Source organism: Nakamurella sp. PAMC28650 (assembly GCF_014303395.1).
In the GTDB taxonomy this organism is placed as follows: domain Bacteria; phylum Actinomycetota; class Actinomycetes; order Mycobacteriales; family Nakamurellaceae; genus Nakamurella.
This window is the reverse complement of the sequence record NZ_CP060298.1, coordinates 5,033,550-5,051,068: the sequence shown is the minus strand read 5'-3', so window position 1 is coordinate 5,051,068 and position 17,519 is coordinate 5,033,550. Positions and strand designations below refer to the sequence as shown.

Sequence of the window (17,519 nt, the reverse complement as noted above, 5' to 3'; positions counted from 1 at the left end):
CAACCTCGCAGGGTGTCCACCGAAGCGGGAACGGTCCAGCGGCTCACCTAGAACGCCGGTGCGCGTCCCCGTCGGAGCCAGGGTAACGATCCGGACATGACCGTTTACAACGGACAGGCAACGGTAGACAGTGGTGCGGTGCATAGAATAGCGGCGGGGGTCGCCATGGTCGCTGTGCTGCTCACCGCGTGCACATCGACAGCACAAAATTCGCCAATGGCCCTGTCATCGACTCCATCGTTGGTGTCCTCCGCCTTGGTTGCGACACCTCCGACGCCCGGTTCGGTCTTGAGCGGCCCGACGTCTTCGAGCGCCGCGGAGACGGGTGCACTGTCCTCAGTGGTCGTCTCGACCTTGTCGGCGGCCCCGCAATCAACGCAGAACCCACCGGCTCCCACGACTATTGGCAGCACCGCGGTCGCCACCGTTGTCGCCCAGTTGGGGAGCACCGACCCTGCGAAGATGAGGGCCGCCTTGGGCCTGCCCGCCGACCAGCCGCTGTCAGCGGCGGTGGCGTCTTCGGTCGCAGCGTTGCAGCCAATCGTCGTGGACTACCCGAAGCTGGTTATAGTGCGGCCGGGTGTGGCTCAAGTGCCGGCCACGACGAAAGATCGCCGGCGCTGGCTGCTAACGCTCGCGTACCACACGCGCTGGTATCTCGTGGAGGCTGATCCTCAATGATCCGTCGACTGCTCATCGTCGCTGTAGCGGCAATAACCTTGATAGCCCCCTCGATAGCTGTCTCGACACCTACCTATGCTGCGGCCGAGCGCCCAAGCGTCTCGCCGAAGTTGACGGCTGCGTCCTCCCTGTCCAGCGGTCCTGCCTGCCCGAGCCAGAGCTCCCACAACACACAGGTAAGTACCGTCAGCTTCGCACCACACGGCGGAATAGTCCCTCGACCGGTCGTATTTGTTCATGGGTGGGACTCCAACTACCTCGGGTTGTCCGATCTAGCTGCGCGTATTGACACGTCCCCGGCTGTGCACAGTCCCGTCGTATCGTTCCTGTTCGACTACGGCGCGAATTCCGGGCATTGGGCGTCGGTACCCGCGATCGCCTCCTGCCTAGCCGACTTCATCCATGCCGTGTCGGCAGCATACAAAAACGCTGGCGGTAACGGGAAAACGATCTTGATCGGACATTCTATGGGCGGCTTGGCCATTCGATTCGCAACCAGCGCCACATACGCAGCGAACCCGGCCGGCTCGGACGTCGTCGGAGGCGTCATCACCGTAGACACCCCGCACCTCGGATCCCCGTGGGGTGGCACCGTCGAAGCTGTGGGTATCCAGACGTTCACACAGGTTAAGAACGGCAACGGCGGCGAGGGGCTGCTACCGCTCCCCAACAGTGACGCTCAACGGTGCCTCGTCGAACATCACAGCACCATCCACGCCTACGGCCTCTGCGCCACACCCACATGGCTACCAGCAGGCATCCCCATCACCGAAATCGCCGGCGACATCACCGTCCACCGCGACATCTTCGGCGTCGAGCTGTACGCCGACGACACCCAAGGCGACGCCATCGTCACCAAAGACTCATCCCTTGGATACCTACCGAGTTCCGGCACCGGAGCGCCGCCCACCGGAACTAGCACGCCCACCAAAAAGGTTGACCAATGCGACGTGACCTTCGGACAGCTCATGTCGAATCCTCTCACGTCCACTCTCAACGCCTTCGCCGACGGGGTCCTGATAGCCGTTGACCTCGGTGTCACCCCGCTGGCCGCACCAATTCAGAAGGACTTGGCTGCCGTCGCGCTCGTCGCCGACTGCAGCCACACCAACATCACCAACCCAGCCGCCGACCCGGCCGCAACAATCGACGTCATCAACGCCATCAACGCCACCGTCAGCGACGACATCACCGCACGGACTACATGCCCTACTTCGGATGTTTTGAGGGAGGCGTCGGCTCAGTACGGGCATTCTGGGCCGGTGTCGGGCATCAAATGCGACGGGCCCTATGCGGTCGGCACCTATACCGATTTGATTGTTCCCGTCCAAGCAATATTTTTGCTCAACGCCGGAAAGTGGGAAGCTCAGTACGTAAATCACTTATGCAGCGACCGCACCAGCATCCCCGCGGACGTTTGGACATGGGCGTGCGCAGTGCCGGCACCTGGCTGCCCCTCTGCTGGCACCCTGCTTGGCGCACTTTCGCCCGCTCATCAGGCCGACGGCATCACTGACATTAAACGGATCCGCTGCGAAGACTCGTTCGCCGTTGCGGCAGGAGAGACCCCGACATACGCAGAGGTTCTACTTTTCCGGTATGACTCGACGCAGAGATGGGAGGAAGTTGATACCGCAGAGATGTGCGGAAAGGGTTCGGTGCCTGAATCGTTGATGCAAGAAGCATGTCATTCCGGCTGATACCGCAGTCGGAGGTCACGTTCCGGCCGACGTGGAATGGCTGGCGCCTCTTTGCATGCCCGTTGCGGTTGCTGTTGGCAGTAATGGCACCGCCGAGAGGTGTGCATTAGCGGTTCTTCACCGTTCCGCGTGATGTTGGGTGGCGGGCCTTGGTGAGGGGCGACGAAAAAGGGGCTCTTCAGAATTAGCAGGGGCGTAGCGCTGTAATCCTGGATCGCACCGGCCGGGTTCGGCGGGTGCAGGCCCATCGTATGCGGCGGCGTTGGTTGTCGGTGTTGGGCGAACCCGAATGCGATCCGTCCGATGTGCTTGACGATCCGGTTGTAGCCTTCGCTGCGGGCATTGGACAGGCCGGTGTCGATGGCGGCGATGATCGGTTGCTGCCAGGTGTCGATGGTGGTGGCCAGGGTATGGATCTCGGGGACCTTGCAGGCGGCGGCGAACGTGTAGAACTCCTCCAGCGCGGCGCGGATCTGATAGCTCAGTGCGCCGCGGTACTTGCAGGCCATGACCTTGCGCAGCAGCTCCTTGGTGATCCACGCTGCGACGAGATCCCCGTCCGGGTCGAAGCTTTCAAGCTTGAGAAACATCTTCTGCTGCTGGTCGTCGGTGAGGCGCTCAACGCCGCGGAGCAGCCGCCGGCGGCTCGTCCACTCCGGGTCGCACGCCCGTCCTCGTCGACCACGCAGGGCTTGCGTGGTGCGCCGCCGGACGTCGTCGATCATCTGGTTCGCCAACTTCACGACGTGGAAATGATCCACCACGATCCGGGCGTGCGGCAGCGCGCGGCGGACCGCTTTGGCGTAGCCGGCGGACATGTCGATCGCCACGTGCGTGATACCGTGTCTTCATATTTAGCAGGGCTTGAGCGTGGTTGCCGCCCGGCGTGATGCGCGGGTGCAGGCGAATCGTATCCGCCGTTTCTGGTTGGCGGGGTTGCGGAACCCGAAGGCGATGCGGCCGATGTGCTTGACGATGCGGTTGTAGCCTTCGGATCGGCCGTTGCTGACGCCGGTGAAGATCCCTTCGATAATGGATGAGCGCCAGTCGTCGACGGTCTGCGCGAGGCGTCGGATCTGCCGGATGTCGATGTGGTCGGCGCAGAACATCTGGAAGTCGGTGAGGCGTTGCCAGACCTGCGCCCAGTCCGGTTCGGTGCCGGCCAGCTTCAGCAGATGGCGCAGGAGTTCCTTTGCCCGCCAACAGTTGTGCAACCCGCCGGTGGGGTCGGCGGCCTTCATTGCCTGGAACATCTTCACCCGCTCCGCGGCGGTCAGCGTCTCGCCGGCGCGCAGCAGCCGGTTGCGTTGGGCCCACTCGGGGTCGACCTTGCGGCCCCGCCGTCCGCGGTTAGTCCAGGCCAGTTCCCGCCGGTAGTCGGTGACGGCCCGATTGGCCAGCGCGACCAGATGGAACCGGTCCAGGATGACGATCGCGTGGGGCAACGCTTCCCGGACGACCTTGGCGTAGGTCGCCGAGGTGTCGATCGCGACGTGCGTGATGCCGGCCCGCCACGCATCGGTCTGAGCCTCGATCCATTCGATGACCGTCTTGGAGCTGCGGCCGTTGACCTGCGCGAACAGCCCACCAGGGCCGCTGATGTCCACCAGGCCGGTGTCGAACCGGTCGATCCACACCTTCACCCCGGTGTCGGTCGCGATCTCGTAGCGGCCCTTCCCGCGGCGGGTCTCGTCGATGCCCAGCACCGTCACGGCCGGCGGTGGCCCGGCAACGGGGATCATCAGCTCTGCGTAGGCGACGAACGCGCGGTGCGCGATCGGCCAGGTGATGCCGTACTCGCCGGCGACATCGGACACCGACCGGGTGTGCTCGCCGATCGCCTCGGCGGCCCGCTGCCGCAGCCGGGCCGTCAACCGGGACCGGGCGGGGATGCCCGGTAGCGACTCGGTGAACGACTTCCGTTCACACCAAACGACTTTGCAGCGCCACTTCTGTTTGCGCCACAACAGGATCGGGACATCCGGTCCGATCGTCACATCCCGCGGGCGGGTCGTCACCCACCCCTTCGGCGAGCTCGACTGCTCGCCGCACTGCGGGCACCACCCCGCCAACTCCGGGTCCGTCACGACCTGGGCGACCCGCCGGCCGTCCGCGTCCAACCGGACGTCCAAGACCTGCAATCCTTCGATTCCTAACAGCAGTGAACTACCCTGATCCATGGCTGGTGGTCCTTCGGGCTGGGTGCGTGAGAACAACCAATTTGCAAGGACTACCAGCCCTCAACCCCGCCGACGCGCCGCCGCCCGTCAGGCCACCCCAGCCCTACCAAGTTTGAAGAGCCGGTGTACGACGGCAACGCCCTGATGGGCGGCGTGTCGTAGCCAAGGCGAGGACGGTCACCGCGTGATCCTGAAAGAGACCTCTCACAGTCAACTTTTAGGAGTGCACGCGATGACCAAGGCCCACTTTATCGACCCCGAACAGTTCCTGTCCGCTCAGCTCCCCGACGCCAGTCCCGACCTGATGCGGTCGATGTCGTCCACGTTCATCCAGGCGCTGATGGGCGCCGAGGCCGACAGCCAATGCAACGCCGAGTTCGGGCAACGCACCCCGGAGCGGACGAACTCGCGCAACGGCTACCGACCTCGGGAGCTGGACACCCGGGCCGGGACCATCGAGTTGGCGATCCCGAAGTTGAGGTCAGGGACCTACTTCCCGCAGTGGCTGCTGGAGCCGCGCAAACGGGCGGAGAAGGCCCTGACGTCGGTGGTGGCGACGTGTTACCTGCTGGGTGTGTCCGACCCGCCGGATGGACAAACTCGTTCAATCCCTCGGCATCTCAGGGATCTGAAAAGTCGCAGGTGTCGGTGATGGCGAAAGATCTCGACGCCCACCGTGTTGCTGCTGGGACCAAACCATGTCAGCAGGTGACCAAATCTCCGGCGCCAGTTCTGGGCTGGATCACATGGGGGCTCGCTGGGTTGTCAATATAACCTTACGACCCGCAGCTTTTAACACATTGTCTACTTACTCCGCCAACAACATCGGCCGACAGATTGCTTTCACTGTCGCCGTGGGTCATCGCGAATCCGACTCTTGAAGGCCGACTCGGCAGTACCGTCGCCATACAGGGCGACTTCACAAGAACGAGCGCCGCTAACCTGGCGAACTCATTGAACTCCGGACCACTGCCCGTGCTCCTGGCTATGGGTGCAACTAAACTGGGTGGCTGAAACTGCATTGATCTGCGAAGGCGCCAGCCGTATAGCCATCTGCGTGGCGGCCCCTTATCGCTAGCTCCCAGTCGTAAAGGGCGTGAAGCACCGAGATGATCGAGTCTTGATCGTTGCATTTGAACGGCGCTGGCAACCCTAGTTTGGTACTGTACCCCGGTTCCCGTACCCCGGTTCACGGCCGACTAAAGATCAATAGCCGAAGTTTTAAGGTCAACTACGTCTGGCGCGGTGTATCAAAGGTTCAGAGACCGTATTTTGAGTTCTGGGCTACAGCTGCCTTGATTCGCTTACAGACATCCTCAGAATACATGCCACCCTGAACGAGACCGACCCCTATGCGCATATCGCCATAGACAGCAGCCGCCATACCGCTATCGAAAACATACTGTGAAATCTCGCCGAGCTTAATGGCGATCATCTCTGGCGGTCCGTCAATCATCTGTTGTCCCTTCACCGGCTGCAACGCGAAGATCAATCGTCGGTCCGTCAAGACCATGTAACCCCCACCCCGGGCGGGTTCTGAGCAACGAGTAAGGGCAAACACCTGCTCATCTGCTGGGAGTCCCTCGTTAAGTACCCGCAGAGCCTGCAGGTTCTCCGCGGCCTGGAGTAAGCCGTTGCAGGCGTTGAAAGGGGCAAGCTCAAAAATGCGTCGAAGATCGGACCGCAAGTTTGGCGGAAGAGCGAAGAGTTGAGCGGAAGAGCTTTTTCCTTTACTAAACAATGCCATTTATACTCCTAGGTCGAAGGCTTAGTGTTGCAGCCATGGGTAGGTTTCATTGCGGCGGAAATCTGAGGGAGTATGGAGCTAGGGCTGCCGCGACCCGTGTTGCAGGAAAAACCGGCCAAGGTGCTCTTACGCATGGGTTCGTGCAGTGGTTGCGTATTCGCTAGAATTTCGAGCGGTTGTACTCTTGCAACACACGGTCCGAAAAAAGCCTCCACCAGTTGTCCTTCTTCTCCCAGGACCCGATCTCCAGAGTCACTCGATCTCCACCCACTAGATCGAAATAACCAATGCCTCCACCGGGACCTCTCGAAGCAAAGGCCACACCACCCAGTTCTTTGAACGGAAATATATAGACGGTTGGTTGCCCCACAACGGCACCGCGCTCTCGATAGCCTATGACAGCGACAACACGGCTAGTCGTAAGAGCAATGACCCCCTTTTGCGTTCTTGGCGACAACGTTGAGCAATGGGCGATCGAGAGAACCGCTTCGGTTGCGGGGAGGGAATTCGATAGGAAGGCAATCTCAGGTAGAGCGCCAATGGATCCCGAATCGGATCCGACGGAGCCACCCACCGTCAGCGTAAAGCGTTCCTTCTCGGACGTGGCTGCAAGTGCCGCCGCAACATCCTCACGGGCAATGTCTGGGGGAGGTGCCGCTGCCGCCCTTGGCTTGCTGCTGAACAGTCCCACTTTTTGCCTTTCTCGATGGAATTTGGTGCTGGCCGGTGTGAAGCTTGTTCGAGGTAACAATAGCATGGCGTTGTTGAGGGTTGCAATACCAAAGGAGTTTGATTGGTCCTAGCATGGCGCACGACGCACTCGCCTTCTTAGCGGACGTAGACGGGGTTGCTGTGCGTGTGCGAAGGGACGCACGTCGTCACCGTAAGCGTCGATGGCGGTTCCGGGCTCTTCAGAATTAACAGGGGCGTAGCGCTGTAATCCTGGATGGCACCGGCCTGGTTCGGCGGGTGCAGGCCCATCGTATGCTGCGGCGTTGGTTGTCGGTGTTGCGAAACCCGAATGCGATCCGACCGATGTGCTTGACGATGCGGTTGTAACCTTCGCTGCGGGCGTTGGACAGGCCGGTGTCGATGGCGGCGATGATCGGTTGTTGCCAGGTGTCGATGGTGGTGGCCAGGGTATGGATCTCGGGGACCTTGCAGGCGGCGGCGAACGTGTAGAACTCCTCCAGCGCGGCGCGGATCTGATAGCTCAGTGCGCCGCGGTACTTGCAGGCCATGACCTTGCGCAGCAGCTCCTTGGTGATCCACGCGGCGACGAGATCCCCGTCAGGGTTGAAGGTGTCGAGCTTGAGGAACATCTTGATGCGTTGCTCGGTCGTGAGCCGTTCGACGCCGCGGAGCAACCTGCGGCGGCTGGTCCACTCCGGGTCGCACGCCCGTCCTCGACGACCACGCAACGCTTGGGTGGTGCGACGGCGGACGCCCGCTCGATCATCTGGTTGGCTAGTACTACAGTCGCACTTAGGGCTGGTGCCCGCGGGCCCGGTAGTGGCAGTGGCGGGCGCGTTGTTGGTGCCGCCGTCGCCAGGTTGATCGGGTCAGGGTGGCGTCGGGGTCGGGTGGGTCCGTCCAGATCAGGTGGATCAGCAGTCGCCGGATTTCCGGGACGGTCAGGGCGATGACAGTGTTGTTTCCTGATTGTGGGCCCCCTTTTTTGACCGGGTGACGGTCAGGAATGCGTGGGCCAGCATGGACAGGGTGATGTGTCGGTACCAGCCGGTGTACTGCCGGACCTGGTAGTGGTCCAGGCCGGTTTGGCCTTTGGAGGTTTGGAAGGTTTCTTCGATGGCCCAACGGGTTCCGGCGACGGTGACCAGTTCGGTCAGGCCGGTGCGGGCGGGGGCGTGGCACAGGTAGTAGGCCAGGTCGGTGGGGTCGGTGATGCTGCGGCGGGCCAGCAGCCAATAGCTGGAGTCGGGGAAGTTGATGCCGTGGATCGGTGTTCTGGCCCAGTCATACAGTCGGTCACCTTTGGCTCCTTTGCCCGCCGACCGTCGACGCCAGGCCTGCGCCGGCAAAGCTGCGATCAATTCATCGGCCCGGTATTCGCGGCCCTCCCGCGGGCCGGCGGCGATGACGTGCTGGTTGACCGGAACGGCCAGAACGTAGGACAGGCCGAGCTGTTCGATCTTCACGCGGAGTTTGGAGTGCTGCCCGTAGACCTCATCGGCGGTGACCCAGCGGGCCGGCACACCATTATCGACGGCGCGCTGCAGCATCACCATGGCCTGTTCAGGTTTGGTCGCAAACTCGACGTCCGGGCCGATCCCGGCGGCGGCGCAACGGCCCGGGTCATCGGTCCATGCTTTGGGCAGGTACAACTCTCGATCCAGGAACGTCCGACCGGCCGGGGTCGCGTAGGTCAGGAACACCCCGATCTGACAGTTCTCGATCCGCCCGGCGGTGCCGGAATACTGCCGGGAGACCCCGGCGGAGCGGGTGCCCTTTTTCAAAAATCCGGTCTCGTCGATGATCAGCACACCGCCCGGGTCACCCAGCTGCGACACCACGTAGGTCTGCAGATCGGCACGGACCAGATCAGGGTCCCAGTCGGTGGTCGAGAGCAGCCGTTGCATCCCGTCGGGGGTGGCATCCCCGGCCCGCTCCGACAACGTCCAGGAGTTCTTCCGCTCCTCGCCCGAGAGCAACCCCTGCACATACGCCAACGCATGCTCGCGGGGCTCTGACCTGGCAAAACGCCGTCCGATCAAGGCGTGCAACTCCGCCAACCCGTCCGCCCACTCCTGCACCTGCGCCACACACAGATCATCACCCATCCCCGCAGGATCGGTCCAACCCCGACATTCACCTGCAAAGACACGCCGACAAGATCAAAATAACCGCGACTGTAGTACTAGACTAGTCGGCTGCCGTGCGGTTCGCCAGAGGTGCTTTAGTCTGATCGGCAGGAGCGTGCGGTCGGTCGTTAGCGATGTGGCCCCGCTCCGAGGTCCCGCCGGGCTTGAATCCCCCCTACGGCTCGGCGGGACCGTCCCAAATCCTGCAAGGGTGGCTACAGCGCGTCCGTCCCACGGGCCCCTGCGCGGCCTACCCGTGCGATCGGGCGTTCGTCCCGGATAAGCAGACCTTCCGCACGGTCGCCGGGTACCAAACGCGGCCGCCCTGCGCAGTGGGCACGCCTTCACTGTTCAGGGCGCGGGCGATAGTCGACCAGCCAGAACCGTCGGCGTGAGCGGCGAGAATCCGGGCGAGCACGGCGTCGGGGACGTTGCGGGTGCGCCCAAACTTCACGCCTTCGGCCTTCCGCTGCGCCATGCCCTCGCGGGTACGCACGCCGATCAGTTCGCGCTCGTACTGTGCAGCGGAGGCGAGCACGTTGGCGGTGAATCGTCCGGCGGGGTCGGCCAGGTCAATGTTCGGCGACAGGAGGACCAGGCCCCAGCCTTTGCGGCCTGCTCGGTCGATCAGCCCGGCGAAGTCGGCCACGGAGCGGGAGATCCGGTCCAGGCGGATCGAGAGCAGCGCATCGGCGTCACCTCTGTCGAGACGGTCCAGTGCGTCTTGCAGGGCCGGGCGGTTCATCGTCTTGGCGCTGAGTCCTTCGTCGGCGACGATCTCCAAGTCCCAGCCCCGGCGGGCGGCTTCGGCGGTCAGCGCCGCGCGTTGTGCGTCGAGGCTGGCGCCGTTGTCCACCTGGTCGGTGGTAGACACCCGAACATAACCGAGGGCGAGCGGCCGGGGCCGGGAATTGGAGGTCTTGCGGGGGCGGGCCATGCCCAAACCTTATACCAAGGGGTCCCTAGGTATCAACTGACCCGATGGGTCAGGTTCTCCGAGTGTCCATCGGAGTGCCGAGACGGCGCCCGCAATGTAGGCCCGCTGGCCCGGCGTCGCCTCCAGGTCTTGATCGGCTACGGCGGCCAGGGCATCGAGGGCAGTACGGATGTCGGCGGTAGTGCGTTTCATGGGTTCACCTTGTGCTCGTCGGGCGTCGGCCGGTAGCTGGATCTCGGGGCGGTGGCCGACCCGACAGGCGCCGGATGGTGCAGTGACCGCAGAATTCGCAGTATGCGGTGGCTCGGTCATCGAAGCGCACATGGGGAGCGCGCCGCTGACAGCCGTCGCACCACGAGAGGGCAGCGGGCCGGGTCACGACAGCCCCCCGTCCTGATGTGTCCCGAAGCGTCCAAGCGTCCAATATGGGGTCTGACCTGCGGAAACTTGCGGGACGGATGATCGGGCTGGACGGTTCGATCCGTCCGGCCGTTGGGATGCGTCCGGACGTTTCGCCAGGTCATCGGGGGTGCTGGACGGTTGGACGGTTGCAGACGCCATCATTGGGCGTCCGGGTCCGGGGCGGGCAGGTATCGGGCCACGGCGTCGGTGAAGTCGTCGCGCCCGTAGCCGCGTTCGGTCCTTGCGGCGTTGTGGCCCGGGGTGATGCCGAAGCCTTTCAGCCGAATGGACAATCGTCGCGGGGTGAGGTCGATCTCGGCCCAGGGCGCGTTCTCGTCGCTGCGGAGTTGCGCGGCCAACTTTCCGGAGCCGATGAAGTTGTCGGGCCGGTTCGTCCACACCTCCGAGATGTCGCGGAGCAGTTGGACGTTCAGCGACTCCGCTGCGTCGGCGTCGTTGTGCTCGGCGGTCAGGACGAGCGCGATCTCCCGTGCCCGGGCGGGCCAGTGCCCACCGGCAAGATCAGCCAAGGCGATCAAGGGCGCCCAGTTGTCGGCCGCCCGGTCTTCCAGTGGCATCACCGGATCGGCCGAACGCAGCCGATCGATGTTGCCCTCGACCCAATCCCCGAGTTGTCCGCGCAGCGCGTGCAGGGCAGGTCCGTCGCGGAACTCCCGGTAGGGATCGACGGTTTCGCCGTTCGCCCGGCGGCGCATGGTGATGTTGACGGCCCGGTCGGTGATCGTGTCCGGCATGTTGCCGATCCCGGCAAGAGCGGCCATGGCATAGACCGAGAACTCGGTCGGGGTCTGGTTCGGGCCGACGCACCGCCAGGTGGTGGCCGCCCGGCTGTGCCCAGCGTTCAGCAGTCCGCGGAGGTCCTCGTTTTGCTCGGCCTTGACCTTCGTGCCGAAGATGGTGTCCGCCTCGTCTAACAGAATCGTCGGTGGCGACTGCTCTTTGTCGATCACCCGGTACAGCACGGCCGTCGAGACATTCGCCGTCATCATCGGGCGATGGCACATCCCAGCGATGACCTCGAGGAAACGGGTCTTGCCGCAACGCTTCTCGGGCGAGTTGATGACCAGCCGGGGGGCGTTGTTCCACGCCGCCAGACCGTGGGTAGCCGCGATCCACAGCACCACCCCGTCCCGAGCTGCGGACGATGGGGCGATGACATACCGATCGATCGCCTCCGCCACGGCGTCCAGCAGCGCCGCGCCCACCATTGCGCTGCCCACCGGGTCCGGGCGGTTGTCCAGCGGGTCGTCCCACTGCGCCGAACCGAAATCGAAGTCGCGGTCAGACATTGTGATCAACTGCCACCGACAGGAGCGCAGCGAGCGCGCTCAGTTCGCCGGAGACGACCGCATGCACCTCGGCCAGCTCACCCGACCAGGCCGCCGCAGAGATTCGGTTACCGACCAGCTCAGTGGTGCGGCGACAATGGTTCGTCAGCAACAGGTCCCGGTAGTACCGGGCCGCCGGGGCCGCCGGGGCCATGTCTTGCAGACTCCATAGCCTGGACACAACGTGTCCACGAAAGGCCGGCGGAACGTCAATTCGATGCCTCAACGCGACGTCGTGCAAAATCCCTGGGTCGGGGCTGACGCCCTCGCCGATACAAACGATCGCTACCTGAAAGACCCATCGCGGGATCGGTGCAACAAACATTTCCCGGGCGAGCGGTTCCATCAGTTCGAGCAGGGTGGACAGCGGCAAATTTGACAGCAGGAGAGCGGCGAAGCGCACCTCGGTATCAGTGGCGCCGCCTTGCCCATCGGTGATATCATGGTCGTGATCGGCGGCCAGCAGATCATCAGCCCCTCGACTTTGTGTCGGGGGGTTTTGTGTTGGGGTCATGATTTAGTTACCCCCGCCCAGAAGAGCAGCGAGGCGGTCGCGCTGATCTGCAGTCAGGGGCGGAGCCTCAGCGACCACACGGGCCACATGCTCTGCGAGCCGCGCAACCCGAAGGTCGCGACGTGCGTTGATGAGGTCGGGGTCTGTCGCGGGTCGAGATCGCGTTAGGGCGGCGACCTTTGCACGGGGAATTCGCCAGTTGAAGATGTCGTCAGGCATGGGGTGCTCCGGGGGTACGGTGAACCAACCCCGGCGCTGACCAGTTGAATGCCGTAGTAGAGGGCCAATCTGGCTGCGCTACTGCTCGCAAACCAGGGATGACTGTAGCAGCATGGCGCGGTTAGCGCAACTTGCGGCGATCCTTGGTGGCCTGGATCAAGAAATCCATCGTCACTTCCAGCATGCCCGCCCGGTAGATTTGCGTTGCCAGCCAGTTTGCCGTCTCAGCCGTAACTACGACGACTCTTTTACATAGAGAGCATTCGATCCGGATTCGAGTCCGCCGGTTGTCCTTGTTGCCGCCCGCAATGCCCAATGCAACGAGGTCGGCTAGAGGGGGCAACGCGACGTCTGACCTATGGGGAGGGTCGGCTTGCGGTCGATTGAGTTCGTTCAAAACTATCACGGTCACGCCGGGGTTGACCGGCCCTTTTGGCGCGATGGTGGCGTACGGATCTGAGTGGCGCCCTGCGTTCAGGCCACCGAGTCGCGTGACGACCCCACAAGTCGCAGTTTTGGACCCGTGGATGGGCGAGGAGCAGACGATCGGAATCTCTGTCATGGGCTTACAGTCCTCCACTCAATTCGTACCGTTTCCTGCTGTTCGTGGAACTTGACGCCACGTTTCGCCGGGTGCAACCGGACGGTCATGAACAGATTGAGCACAGCGCGTTGTTCGCCGAGTGAGGCCGCATCGAACGCGGCAACCGGGTCCGGGGCGCTGAGAGTGGCGGCCGCGCTAGCGCCGGCCATGGCGCGAATCTGCTGAGCCAGAGCAGTGTTCAGTTCGACTTGAACTTTTTCCTGGGCCACATTGAACCGGTAGCCGTCGATCAGACCTGCGTCATAATCGGACTCGATCGTGACTAGCCTGGCCCGAAGCCGGGCAATCTCGGCGGTCGCGTGCTGGGCAACGGGGTCGTCCTGGGGCATCATCAGGACGCCCGCGATGTCCGGGAGGACCAGGCGGGCACGTAGGACGTCTAGGACGTACCGATCGATCGATGCCAACATGCGCGTGACGTGGCCGCCCTCCGGGCAGCGGTAGCGACCGCCCGAGTGGCTCCGCAAGGGTCGATCGCACACACCGCACAAGTACAACCCCGACCCGAGATACTTCCTGTCGGTGCCGACCTGCGTCCGCCGCCTTGGGTCCGAGATCTTGGCCTGAACCAGGTCGAATACCGCATCACCGACCACCGCATTCCAGTTGCCCGCCACGCCGGTCACCTTGCCCTGGTAGACCGCCCGACCCGCATAGCGGGGGTTGGTCAGGATAGTCCTCACGGTCGAATGGTTCCACGGCGATCCGGTCCGGGTGACCGTTCCAGAGTCGTTCAGCCAGGCAGTCAGTCCGTGGAGCGAGTCTCCGGCGAGGAATCGGTTAAATAGCCCTGCAACGATCACTGCTTCCGCAGGGATGACCGCCCCGTCCGTGGTGTACCCGGTCAATCGTGCGCCCTTCGGGGGCTTGCCAAGTTGAGCCCGCTGTAGCGCCGCCCGCTTCTGGCGGGCGGACTTCCGAGACATCTCCCCTTTGGCGATCGCGAGGCGGATCCGGGCGTTCGTCTGCCCGCTGTCGGTCGTCAGGTCCGCGTCGCCATTCGCTGTGACGAGAAGCAGGGATCCTTCCTCGGCATGGTCTATCCAGTCTTCCATCTGCCGGGGTTGCCGGGTGAGCCGGTCCAAGTCCCAGCAGATGATCGCGGTAAATTCTCCAGCCACATATGCGCTACTTAGAGCATTGTAACCGGGTCGATCCTTCCGTTTGTCGGACGCACTGATCGAGTTGTCCACGTACTCCTTGACGATGGTCCAGCCCCGGGCCTTGGCGATCTTCTCGCAATCCTCGCGTTGGCGTGAGATGCCCCGTTCCTCGCCGGTGGCGTCCAGGGACATTCGGAGGTAGACGGCGCATCGGGTGGCCTGATCATGGCTCATACGTTGAACCATACCGTAATGCAGTGGAGTTCCGCTTCAACGTCTAAGTGCATCAACTCTGATGCAGGCATGAGAACCACCGTCGATCTGCCACCTGCGCTGCATCGGCGGGCCCTCGAACTGGCCGAGCTCCGAGGTCAGTCGCTCTCGGCAACCTTGGCAGAGCTGGCTGCTCGCGGCCTGAGCCAAATCGACCAGCCCGTCGTCGTCCGTATCGACGGAATCTCCGGCTTTCCGGTGATCAGCATCGGGCGCCGCGTCACTTCGGGCGAGGTTGCGGCAGCTCTCGACGAACACTGATGGTCTACCGACTGGACGCGAACGAACTGATCGCCACGACCGTCGCCGAGCACGAGCGTCAGGGGCGCGTTTCGGCCTGGCTGTCGACGGTGGACGGGGTGGCGCTGTGCCCGGTGGTCGAAGGCTCGCTGGTCCGGTTCCTGGTGCGGGTGGGTGAATCGGTCGGCGCCGCGCGAGAATTCTTGCGCTCGCTCCGCACCAACTCGCGGTGTGAATTCTGGCCGGACGACCTGTCCTACGCCGATGTTGACCTCGCTCACGTGCGCGGCCACCGTCACGTGGCAGATGCATGCCTTGCTGCGCTGGCGGCGTCTCGGGACGGAGCGCTGCTGGTCACGCTCGACGTCCGTCTGGCCCGCGACCTGCCGGGATTCACGCTACTGGTGCCGCACCTGTGACGATGATGTTGCCGAACGAGCGCGCCGGCAGGATCGCCGCGAACACCTTTACCCGCGAACGCCTTTGGCCGCGAACGCCCTGGCCGCGAACGTTTTTGGCCGCGAACGCATTGGCCGAGCAACCTCCGCTCGTGACGAGGTCGAGAAAGAACTTCGAAGGCCTGCAGCCGATGCTCACGATTGTCGAGGGCTGACGTTCCGCTGGAAATCTCCATCGGTCGCAACACGTCTGCCGGGCCCGACAACGGTTTTCATCACTGCAATGGCCGGAACTGGATCACCATCCGGAGGTAAACCGTCCAGAATGGGCGCTATCGTGCCGGACATGACAGAGATCGAAACGGATTGGCGACTGATCGATGGCGTCGCGACGGCATGGTTCGACGCACCGTCGCTGATCGAGGGGGCTGCGCTGGCCGGGCGCATCGTGGAATTGTCGGCTGAGGTCCTCATCGACCTGCGCGCGACAGGTATCCGGGTGCGCCTCGACGCGGGCGAGCACGTCGAAGCGGTGTCGGCGGCCGCACGCGATCTCGGGCTGGCCGCGAACCCTGCCGTGCTGCAGCACCTGAGCGTGGTGTTGGAATCGGCACAACCGTCTGGGGTGAGCCAGTTCTGGCGGCGCGTGCTCGACTACGTGCCCGGCGAGGACGGTGGTCTGGCGGATCCGTTGCGGCGCGACCCCGCGATACGGATACGTCCCTCGACCGAGCCACGGCCGTTGCGAAATCGGATCCACCTCGACGTGGTGCGGCCGGCCGCGGCGGCCGAGCAAGCCGGTCCTGGTGAGGCATCGGGACCGTACGGGGTCTGTCACACCGACCTGGACGGCAACGAGGTCGACCTGGTGCCGGGCGCAGCGCTCGGCGAGAACATCGGGACAGCCGACTGGCAGGCGGTGTTCAGCGCGATGGCGTGCTATCGCACCACCTCCCCGACGCAGCAGCGGGACCTGGCTGCCGCAGCAGCGGCGCTGGCCGGCGAGACCGCCTTCCCGCTGGTGGTCGACCTGCGCCCCGGACTCGTGATCATCGACAGCGGAAAGGACCAGTCGGACGCCGACGCCCACGGCCTCGAACTCGACTTCACCGAACTCGCCGAAAGCCTTCAAACCGCTGCGCACGAACTCGCCGCGAGCGCGGACCTGCGACTGCCGCGCTTCGTCCAGCTCTTCCTGGACGCCGCCGACGTCGTCGCGGTCCGCGCGTTCTGGATCGCCGCCCTCGGATACACCGAAGACCGGCGAGACGGGGTCAGCGACATCTACGATCCCCGGCGGCTGAACCCGGTGCTGGTGTTCCAGGAACTCGACGTTTCGGAAACGGAGCGGCGCGAGCAGCGCAACCGCATCCACTTCGAGCTCGCGGTGCCGTCGGACCTTGCGCAGACGCGTCTGGAAACGACGATCGCATCCGGCGGCCGGCTACTCGATGAGTCGCCGGGTCGCTGGCGGGTCGCCGACCCCGAAGGCAACGAGCTGGTGATCGTCAGTGGCGGGTGATCCCTCTGGTCGACCCACAGGCGAAGCTCGACCGAGCTCCAGACGCAAGGGATCCCGTGGAATTCCGCTTCAACCTTTGGGACAGTTCCGGTACCCGTTGCGGTTCGGTCCGACTTCGTGCACGGCAGCGTCGCTGCTCAGCTCGAGGCCGCACCGGAGAGCCGTTCGACGACGCACTGACCCGAGCAGGCGGTCGACCGACGGGAACTAGTAGTCGTAGCGCACGATCGCGCGTCGCAGCGACGGCACGTGCGCGACGCGGAACCCGGCATCCAGGAACGAGCTGAGCGCACCGACGTGCATCTCGCCCCACGTGACCTCCTTGCCCGGAGCCGGTTTCATCGGATAGGCCTCGAGCGCGCTCGCACCGCGGTCGCGGGCCAGGCCGACGGTGCCGTGGACCAGTGCGCGGCTCACCCCCCGGCGGCGGTAGCCGACCCGGGTGACGAAACAGGTGATTGCCCAGATGCTCGCGTCCTCCTGGTTCTCCTGGCGTCCCTTCCAGGCGGTCTGGCGCAGGTAGGTGTAGTCGGGGCGCGGTGCGAGCGAGCACCAGCCGACCGGCTCCCCATCGAGGTGGGCGACGAGTCCGTGCCCTTCGATGACCTGGTCGCGCAGAAGTTCGCGGCGGCCCTGGACGTCGCCGGAATGTCGTGCGTACCAACCCATTCGATAGCCCTGGCACTGGCAGCCAGCGGGTTGGCCCTTCGATCCGAAGATGGTCTGGACGTCGTCGAACAGCGACTCGTCGACGGGCTGGACGGTGATCCCCATGGGCCCAGGGTCGCAAACCTGCGCAGAACGCGCCAGAGTCGGCGGGGAACCGCG

14 protein-coding genes and 4 pseudogenes are annotated in these 17,519 nt (G+C 64.1%); 7 read left to right on the top strand and 11 right to left on the bottom strand.

Annotation, left to right across the window (positions count from 1 at the left end):
* Positions 1-96 precede the first annotated feature (96 nt).
* The 3 genes and pseudogenes from H7F38_RS22900 to H7F38_RS26155 all read left to right on the top strand — a co-directional run bounded on the left by H7F38_RS22900 (position 97) and on the right by H7F38_RS26155 (position 2,381).
* A complete protein-coding gene (locus H7F38_RS22900; protein WP_187091917.1) occupies positions 97-681 on the top strand; it encodes a hypothetical protein in 585 nt (194 codons plus the stop codon).
* Positions 678-1,238: pseudogene (locus H7F38_RS26795) on the top strand (esterase/lipase family protein); the annotation flags it as partial. The gene H7F38_RS22900 and the pseudogene H7F38_RS26795, both read left to right, overlap by 4 nt.
* 45 nt (positions 1,239-1,283) lie before the next feature.
* Positions 1,284-2,381 (top strand): hypothetical protein, encoded by a 1,098-nt coding sequence (locus tag H7F38_RS26155; protein ID WP_255498132.1) that lies wholly within the window; start codon positions 1,284-1,286, stop codon positions 2,379-2,381.
* A gap of 184 nt (positions 2,382-2,565) precedes the next feature.
* Here the strand turns inward: H7F38_RS26155 and H7F38_RS22890 are convergent.
* Both H7F38_RS22890 and H7F38_RS22885 read right to left on the bottom strand, forming a co-directional pair.
* A pseudogene (locus H7F38_RS22890) lies at positions 2,566-3,229 on the bottom strand (transposase); the annotation flags it as partial.
* Positions 3,230-3,235: 6 nt separating this feature from the next.
* Positions 3,236-4,561 (bottom strand): ISL3 family transposase, encoded by a 1,326-nt coding sequence (locus H7F38_RS22885; RefSeq protein ID WP_187091914.1) that lies wholly within the window; start codon positions 4,559-4,561, stop codon positions 3,236-3,238.
* A 232-nt stretch (positions 4,562-4,793) separates the two neighbouring features.
* On the opposite strand from H7F38_RS22885, the pseudogene H7F38_RS22880 reads away from it, so the two are divergent.
* Positions 4,794-5,260, top strand: a pseudogene (locus H7F38_RS22880) (transposase); the annotation flags it as partial.
* A 559-nt stretch (positions 5,261-5,819) separates the two neighbouring features.
* On the opposite strand, the gene H7F38_RS22875 reads toward H7F38_RS22880, so the two are convergent.
* The 8 genes and pseudogenes from H7F38_RS22875 to H7F38_RS22840 all read right to left on the bottom strand — a co-directional run bounded on the left by H7F38_RS22875 (position 5,820) and on the right by H7F38_RS22840 (position 14,492).
* Positions 5,820-6,308 carry a hypothetical protein gene (locus H7F38_RS22875; RefSeq protein WP_187091913.1) on the bottom strand — a complete coding sequence of 163 codons (489 nt, stop codon included), beginning with the start codon at positions 6,306-6,308 and terminating at the stop codon, positions 5,820-5,822.
* Positions 6,309-7,225: 917 nt separating this feature from the next.
* Positions 7,226-7,753: pseudogene (locus H7F38_RS22870) on the bottom strand (transposase); the annotation flags it as partial.
* A 189-nt stretch (positions 7,754-7,942) separates the two neighbouring features.
* Positions 7,943-9,109: an IS701 family transposase gene (locus tag H7F38_RS22865; protein WP_255498131.1), complete on the bottom strand. Its 1,167-nt coding sequence runs from the start codon at positions 9,107-9,109 to the stop codon at positions 7,943-7,945.
* A 271-nt stretch (positions 9,110-9,380) separates the two neighbouring features.
* Positions 9,381-10,067: a recombinase family protein gene (locus H7F38_RS22860; protein ID WP_187091911.1), complete on the bottom strand. Its 687-nt coding sequence runs from the start codon at positions 10,065-10,067 to the stop codon at positions 9,381-9,383.
* A gap of 560 nt (positions 10,068-10,627) precedes the next feature.
* A complete protein-coding gene (locus H7F38_RS22855; protein WP_187091910.1) occupies positions 10,628-11,779 on the bottom strand; it encodes a DUF3631 domain-containing protein in 1,152 nt (383 codons plus the stop codon).
* On the bottom strand, positions 11,772-12,332 hold the full coding sequence (locus tag H7F38_RS22850; protein WP_187091909.1) for a hypothetical protein: 561 nt from the start codon (positions 12,330-12,332) through the stop codon (positions 11,772-11,774). Before H7F38_RS22850 ends, H7F38_RS22855 begins: the two co-directional genes overlap by 8 nt.
* 340 nt (positions 12,333-12,672) lie before the next feature.
* Positions 12,673-13,113: a hypothetical protein gene (locus H7F38_RS22845; RefSeq protein WP_187091908.1), complete on the bottom strand. Its 441-nt coding sequence runs from the start codon at positions 13,111-13,113 to the stop codon at positions 12,673-12,675.
* Complete coding sequence (locus H7F38_RS22840; protein ID WP_187091907.1) at positions 13,110-14,492, bottom strand: recombinase family protein; 1,383 nt, start codon at positions 14,490-14,492, stop codon at positions 13,110-13,112. Before H7F38_RS22840 ends, H7F38_RS22845 begins: the two co-directional genes overlap by 4 nt.
* A gap of 69 nt (positions 14,493-14,561) precedes the next feature.
* On the opposite strand from H7F38_RS22840, the gene H7F38_RS22835 reads away from it, so the two are divergent.
* From H7F38_RS22835 to H7F38_RS22825, 3 genes are all read left to right on the top strand, one after another.
* Positions 14,562-14,792, top strand: coding sequence for a hypothetical protein (locus tag H7F38_RS22835; RefSeq protein ID WP_187091906.1), 231 nt, complete (start codon positions 14,562-14,564; stop codon positions 14,790-14,792).
* Complete coding sequence (locus H7F38_RS22830) at positions 14,792-15,190, top strand: PIN domain-containing protein (protein WP_187091905.1); 399 nt, start codon at positions 14,792-14,794, stop codon at positions 15,188-15,190. Before H7F38_RS22835 ends, H7F38_RS22830 begins: the two co-directional genes overlap by 1 nt.
* 64 nt (positions 15,191-15,254) lie before the next feature.
* Entirely contained in the window at positions 15,255-16,691 is a 1,437-nt protein-coding gene (locus H7F38_RS22825; RefSeq protein WP_222618276.1) for a VOC family protein, read from the top strand.
* Between the two features lie 207 nt (positions 16,692-16,898).
* Here the strand turns inward: H7F38_RS22825 and H7F38_RS22820 are convergent, their stop codons facing one another.
* On the bottom strand, positions 16,899-17,465 hold the full coding sequence (locus tag H7F38_RS22820) for a GNAT family N-acetyltransferase (RefSeq protein ID WP_187091904.1): 567 nt from the start codon (positions 17,463-17,465) through the stop codon (positions 16,899-16,901).
* Positions 17,466-17,519: the final 54 nt, after the last annotated feature.

Bases quoted from the DNA above. Each gene is read 5' to 3' on its own strand.
- H7F38_RS22900 (WP_187091917.1), top strand. From the start codon at position 97: ATGACCGTTTACAACGGACAGGCAACGGTAGACAGTGGTGCGGTGCAT.
- H7F38_RS22885 (WP_187091914.1), bottom strand. From the start codon at position 4,561: ATGGATCAGGGTAGTTCACTGCTGTTAGGAATCGAAGGATTGCAGGTC.
- H7F38_RS22875 (WP_187091913.1), bottom strand. From the start codon at position 6,308: ATGGCATTGTTTAGTAAAGGAAAAAGCTCTTCCGCTCAACTCTTCGCT.
- H7F38_RS22865 (WP_255498131.1), bottom strand. From the start codon at position 9,109: ATGGGTGATGATCTGTGTGTGGCGCAGGTGCAGGAGTGGGCGGACGGG.
- H7F38_RS22860 (WP_187091911.1), bottom strand. From the start codon at position 10,067: ATGGCCCGCCCCCGCAAGACCTCCAATTCCCGGCCCCGGCCGCTCGCC.
- H7F38_RS22855 (WP_187091910.1), bottom strand. From the start codon at position 11,779: ATGTCTGACCGCGACTTCGATTTCGGTTCGGCGCAGTGGGACGACCCG.
- H7F38_RS22850 (WP_187091909.1), bottom strand. From the start codon at position 12,332: ATGACCCCAACACAAAACCCCCCGACACAAAGTCGAGGGGCTGATGAT.
- H7F38_RS22845 (WP_187091908.1), bottom strand. From the start codon at position 13,113: ATGACAGAGATTCCGATCGTCTGCTCCTCGCCCATCCACGGGTCCAAA.
- H7F38_RS22840 (WP_187091907.1), bottom strand. From the start codon at position 14,492: ATGAGCCATGATCAGGCCACCCGATGCGCCGTCTACCTCCGAATGTCC.
- H7F38_RS22835 (WP_187091906.1), top strand. From the start codon at position 14,562: ATGAGAACCACCGTCGATCTGCCACCTGCGCTGCATCGGCGGGCCCTC.
- H7F38_RS22830 (WP_187091905.1), top strand. From the start codon at position 14,792: ATGGTCTACCGACTGGACGCGAACGAACTGATCGCCACGACCGTCGCC.
- H7F38_RS22820 (WP_187091904.1), bottom strand. From the start codon at position 17,465: ATGGGGATCACCGTCCAGCCCGTCGACGAGTCGCTGTTCGACGACGTC.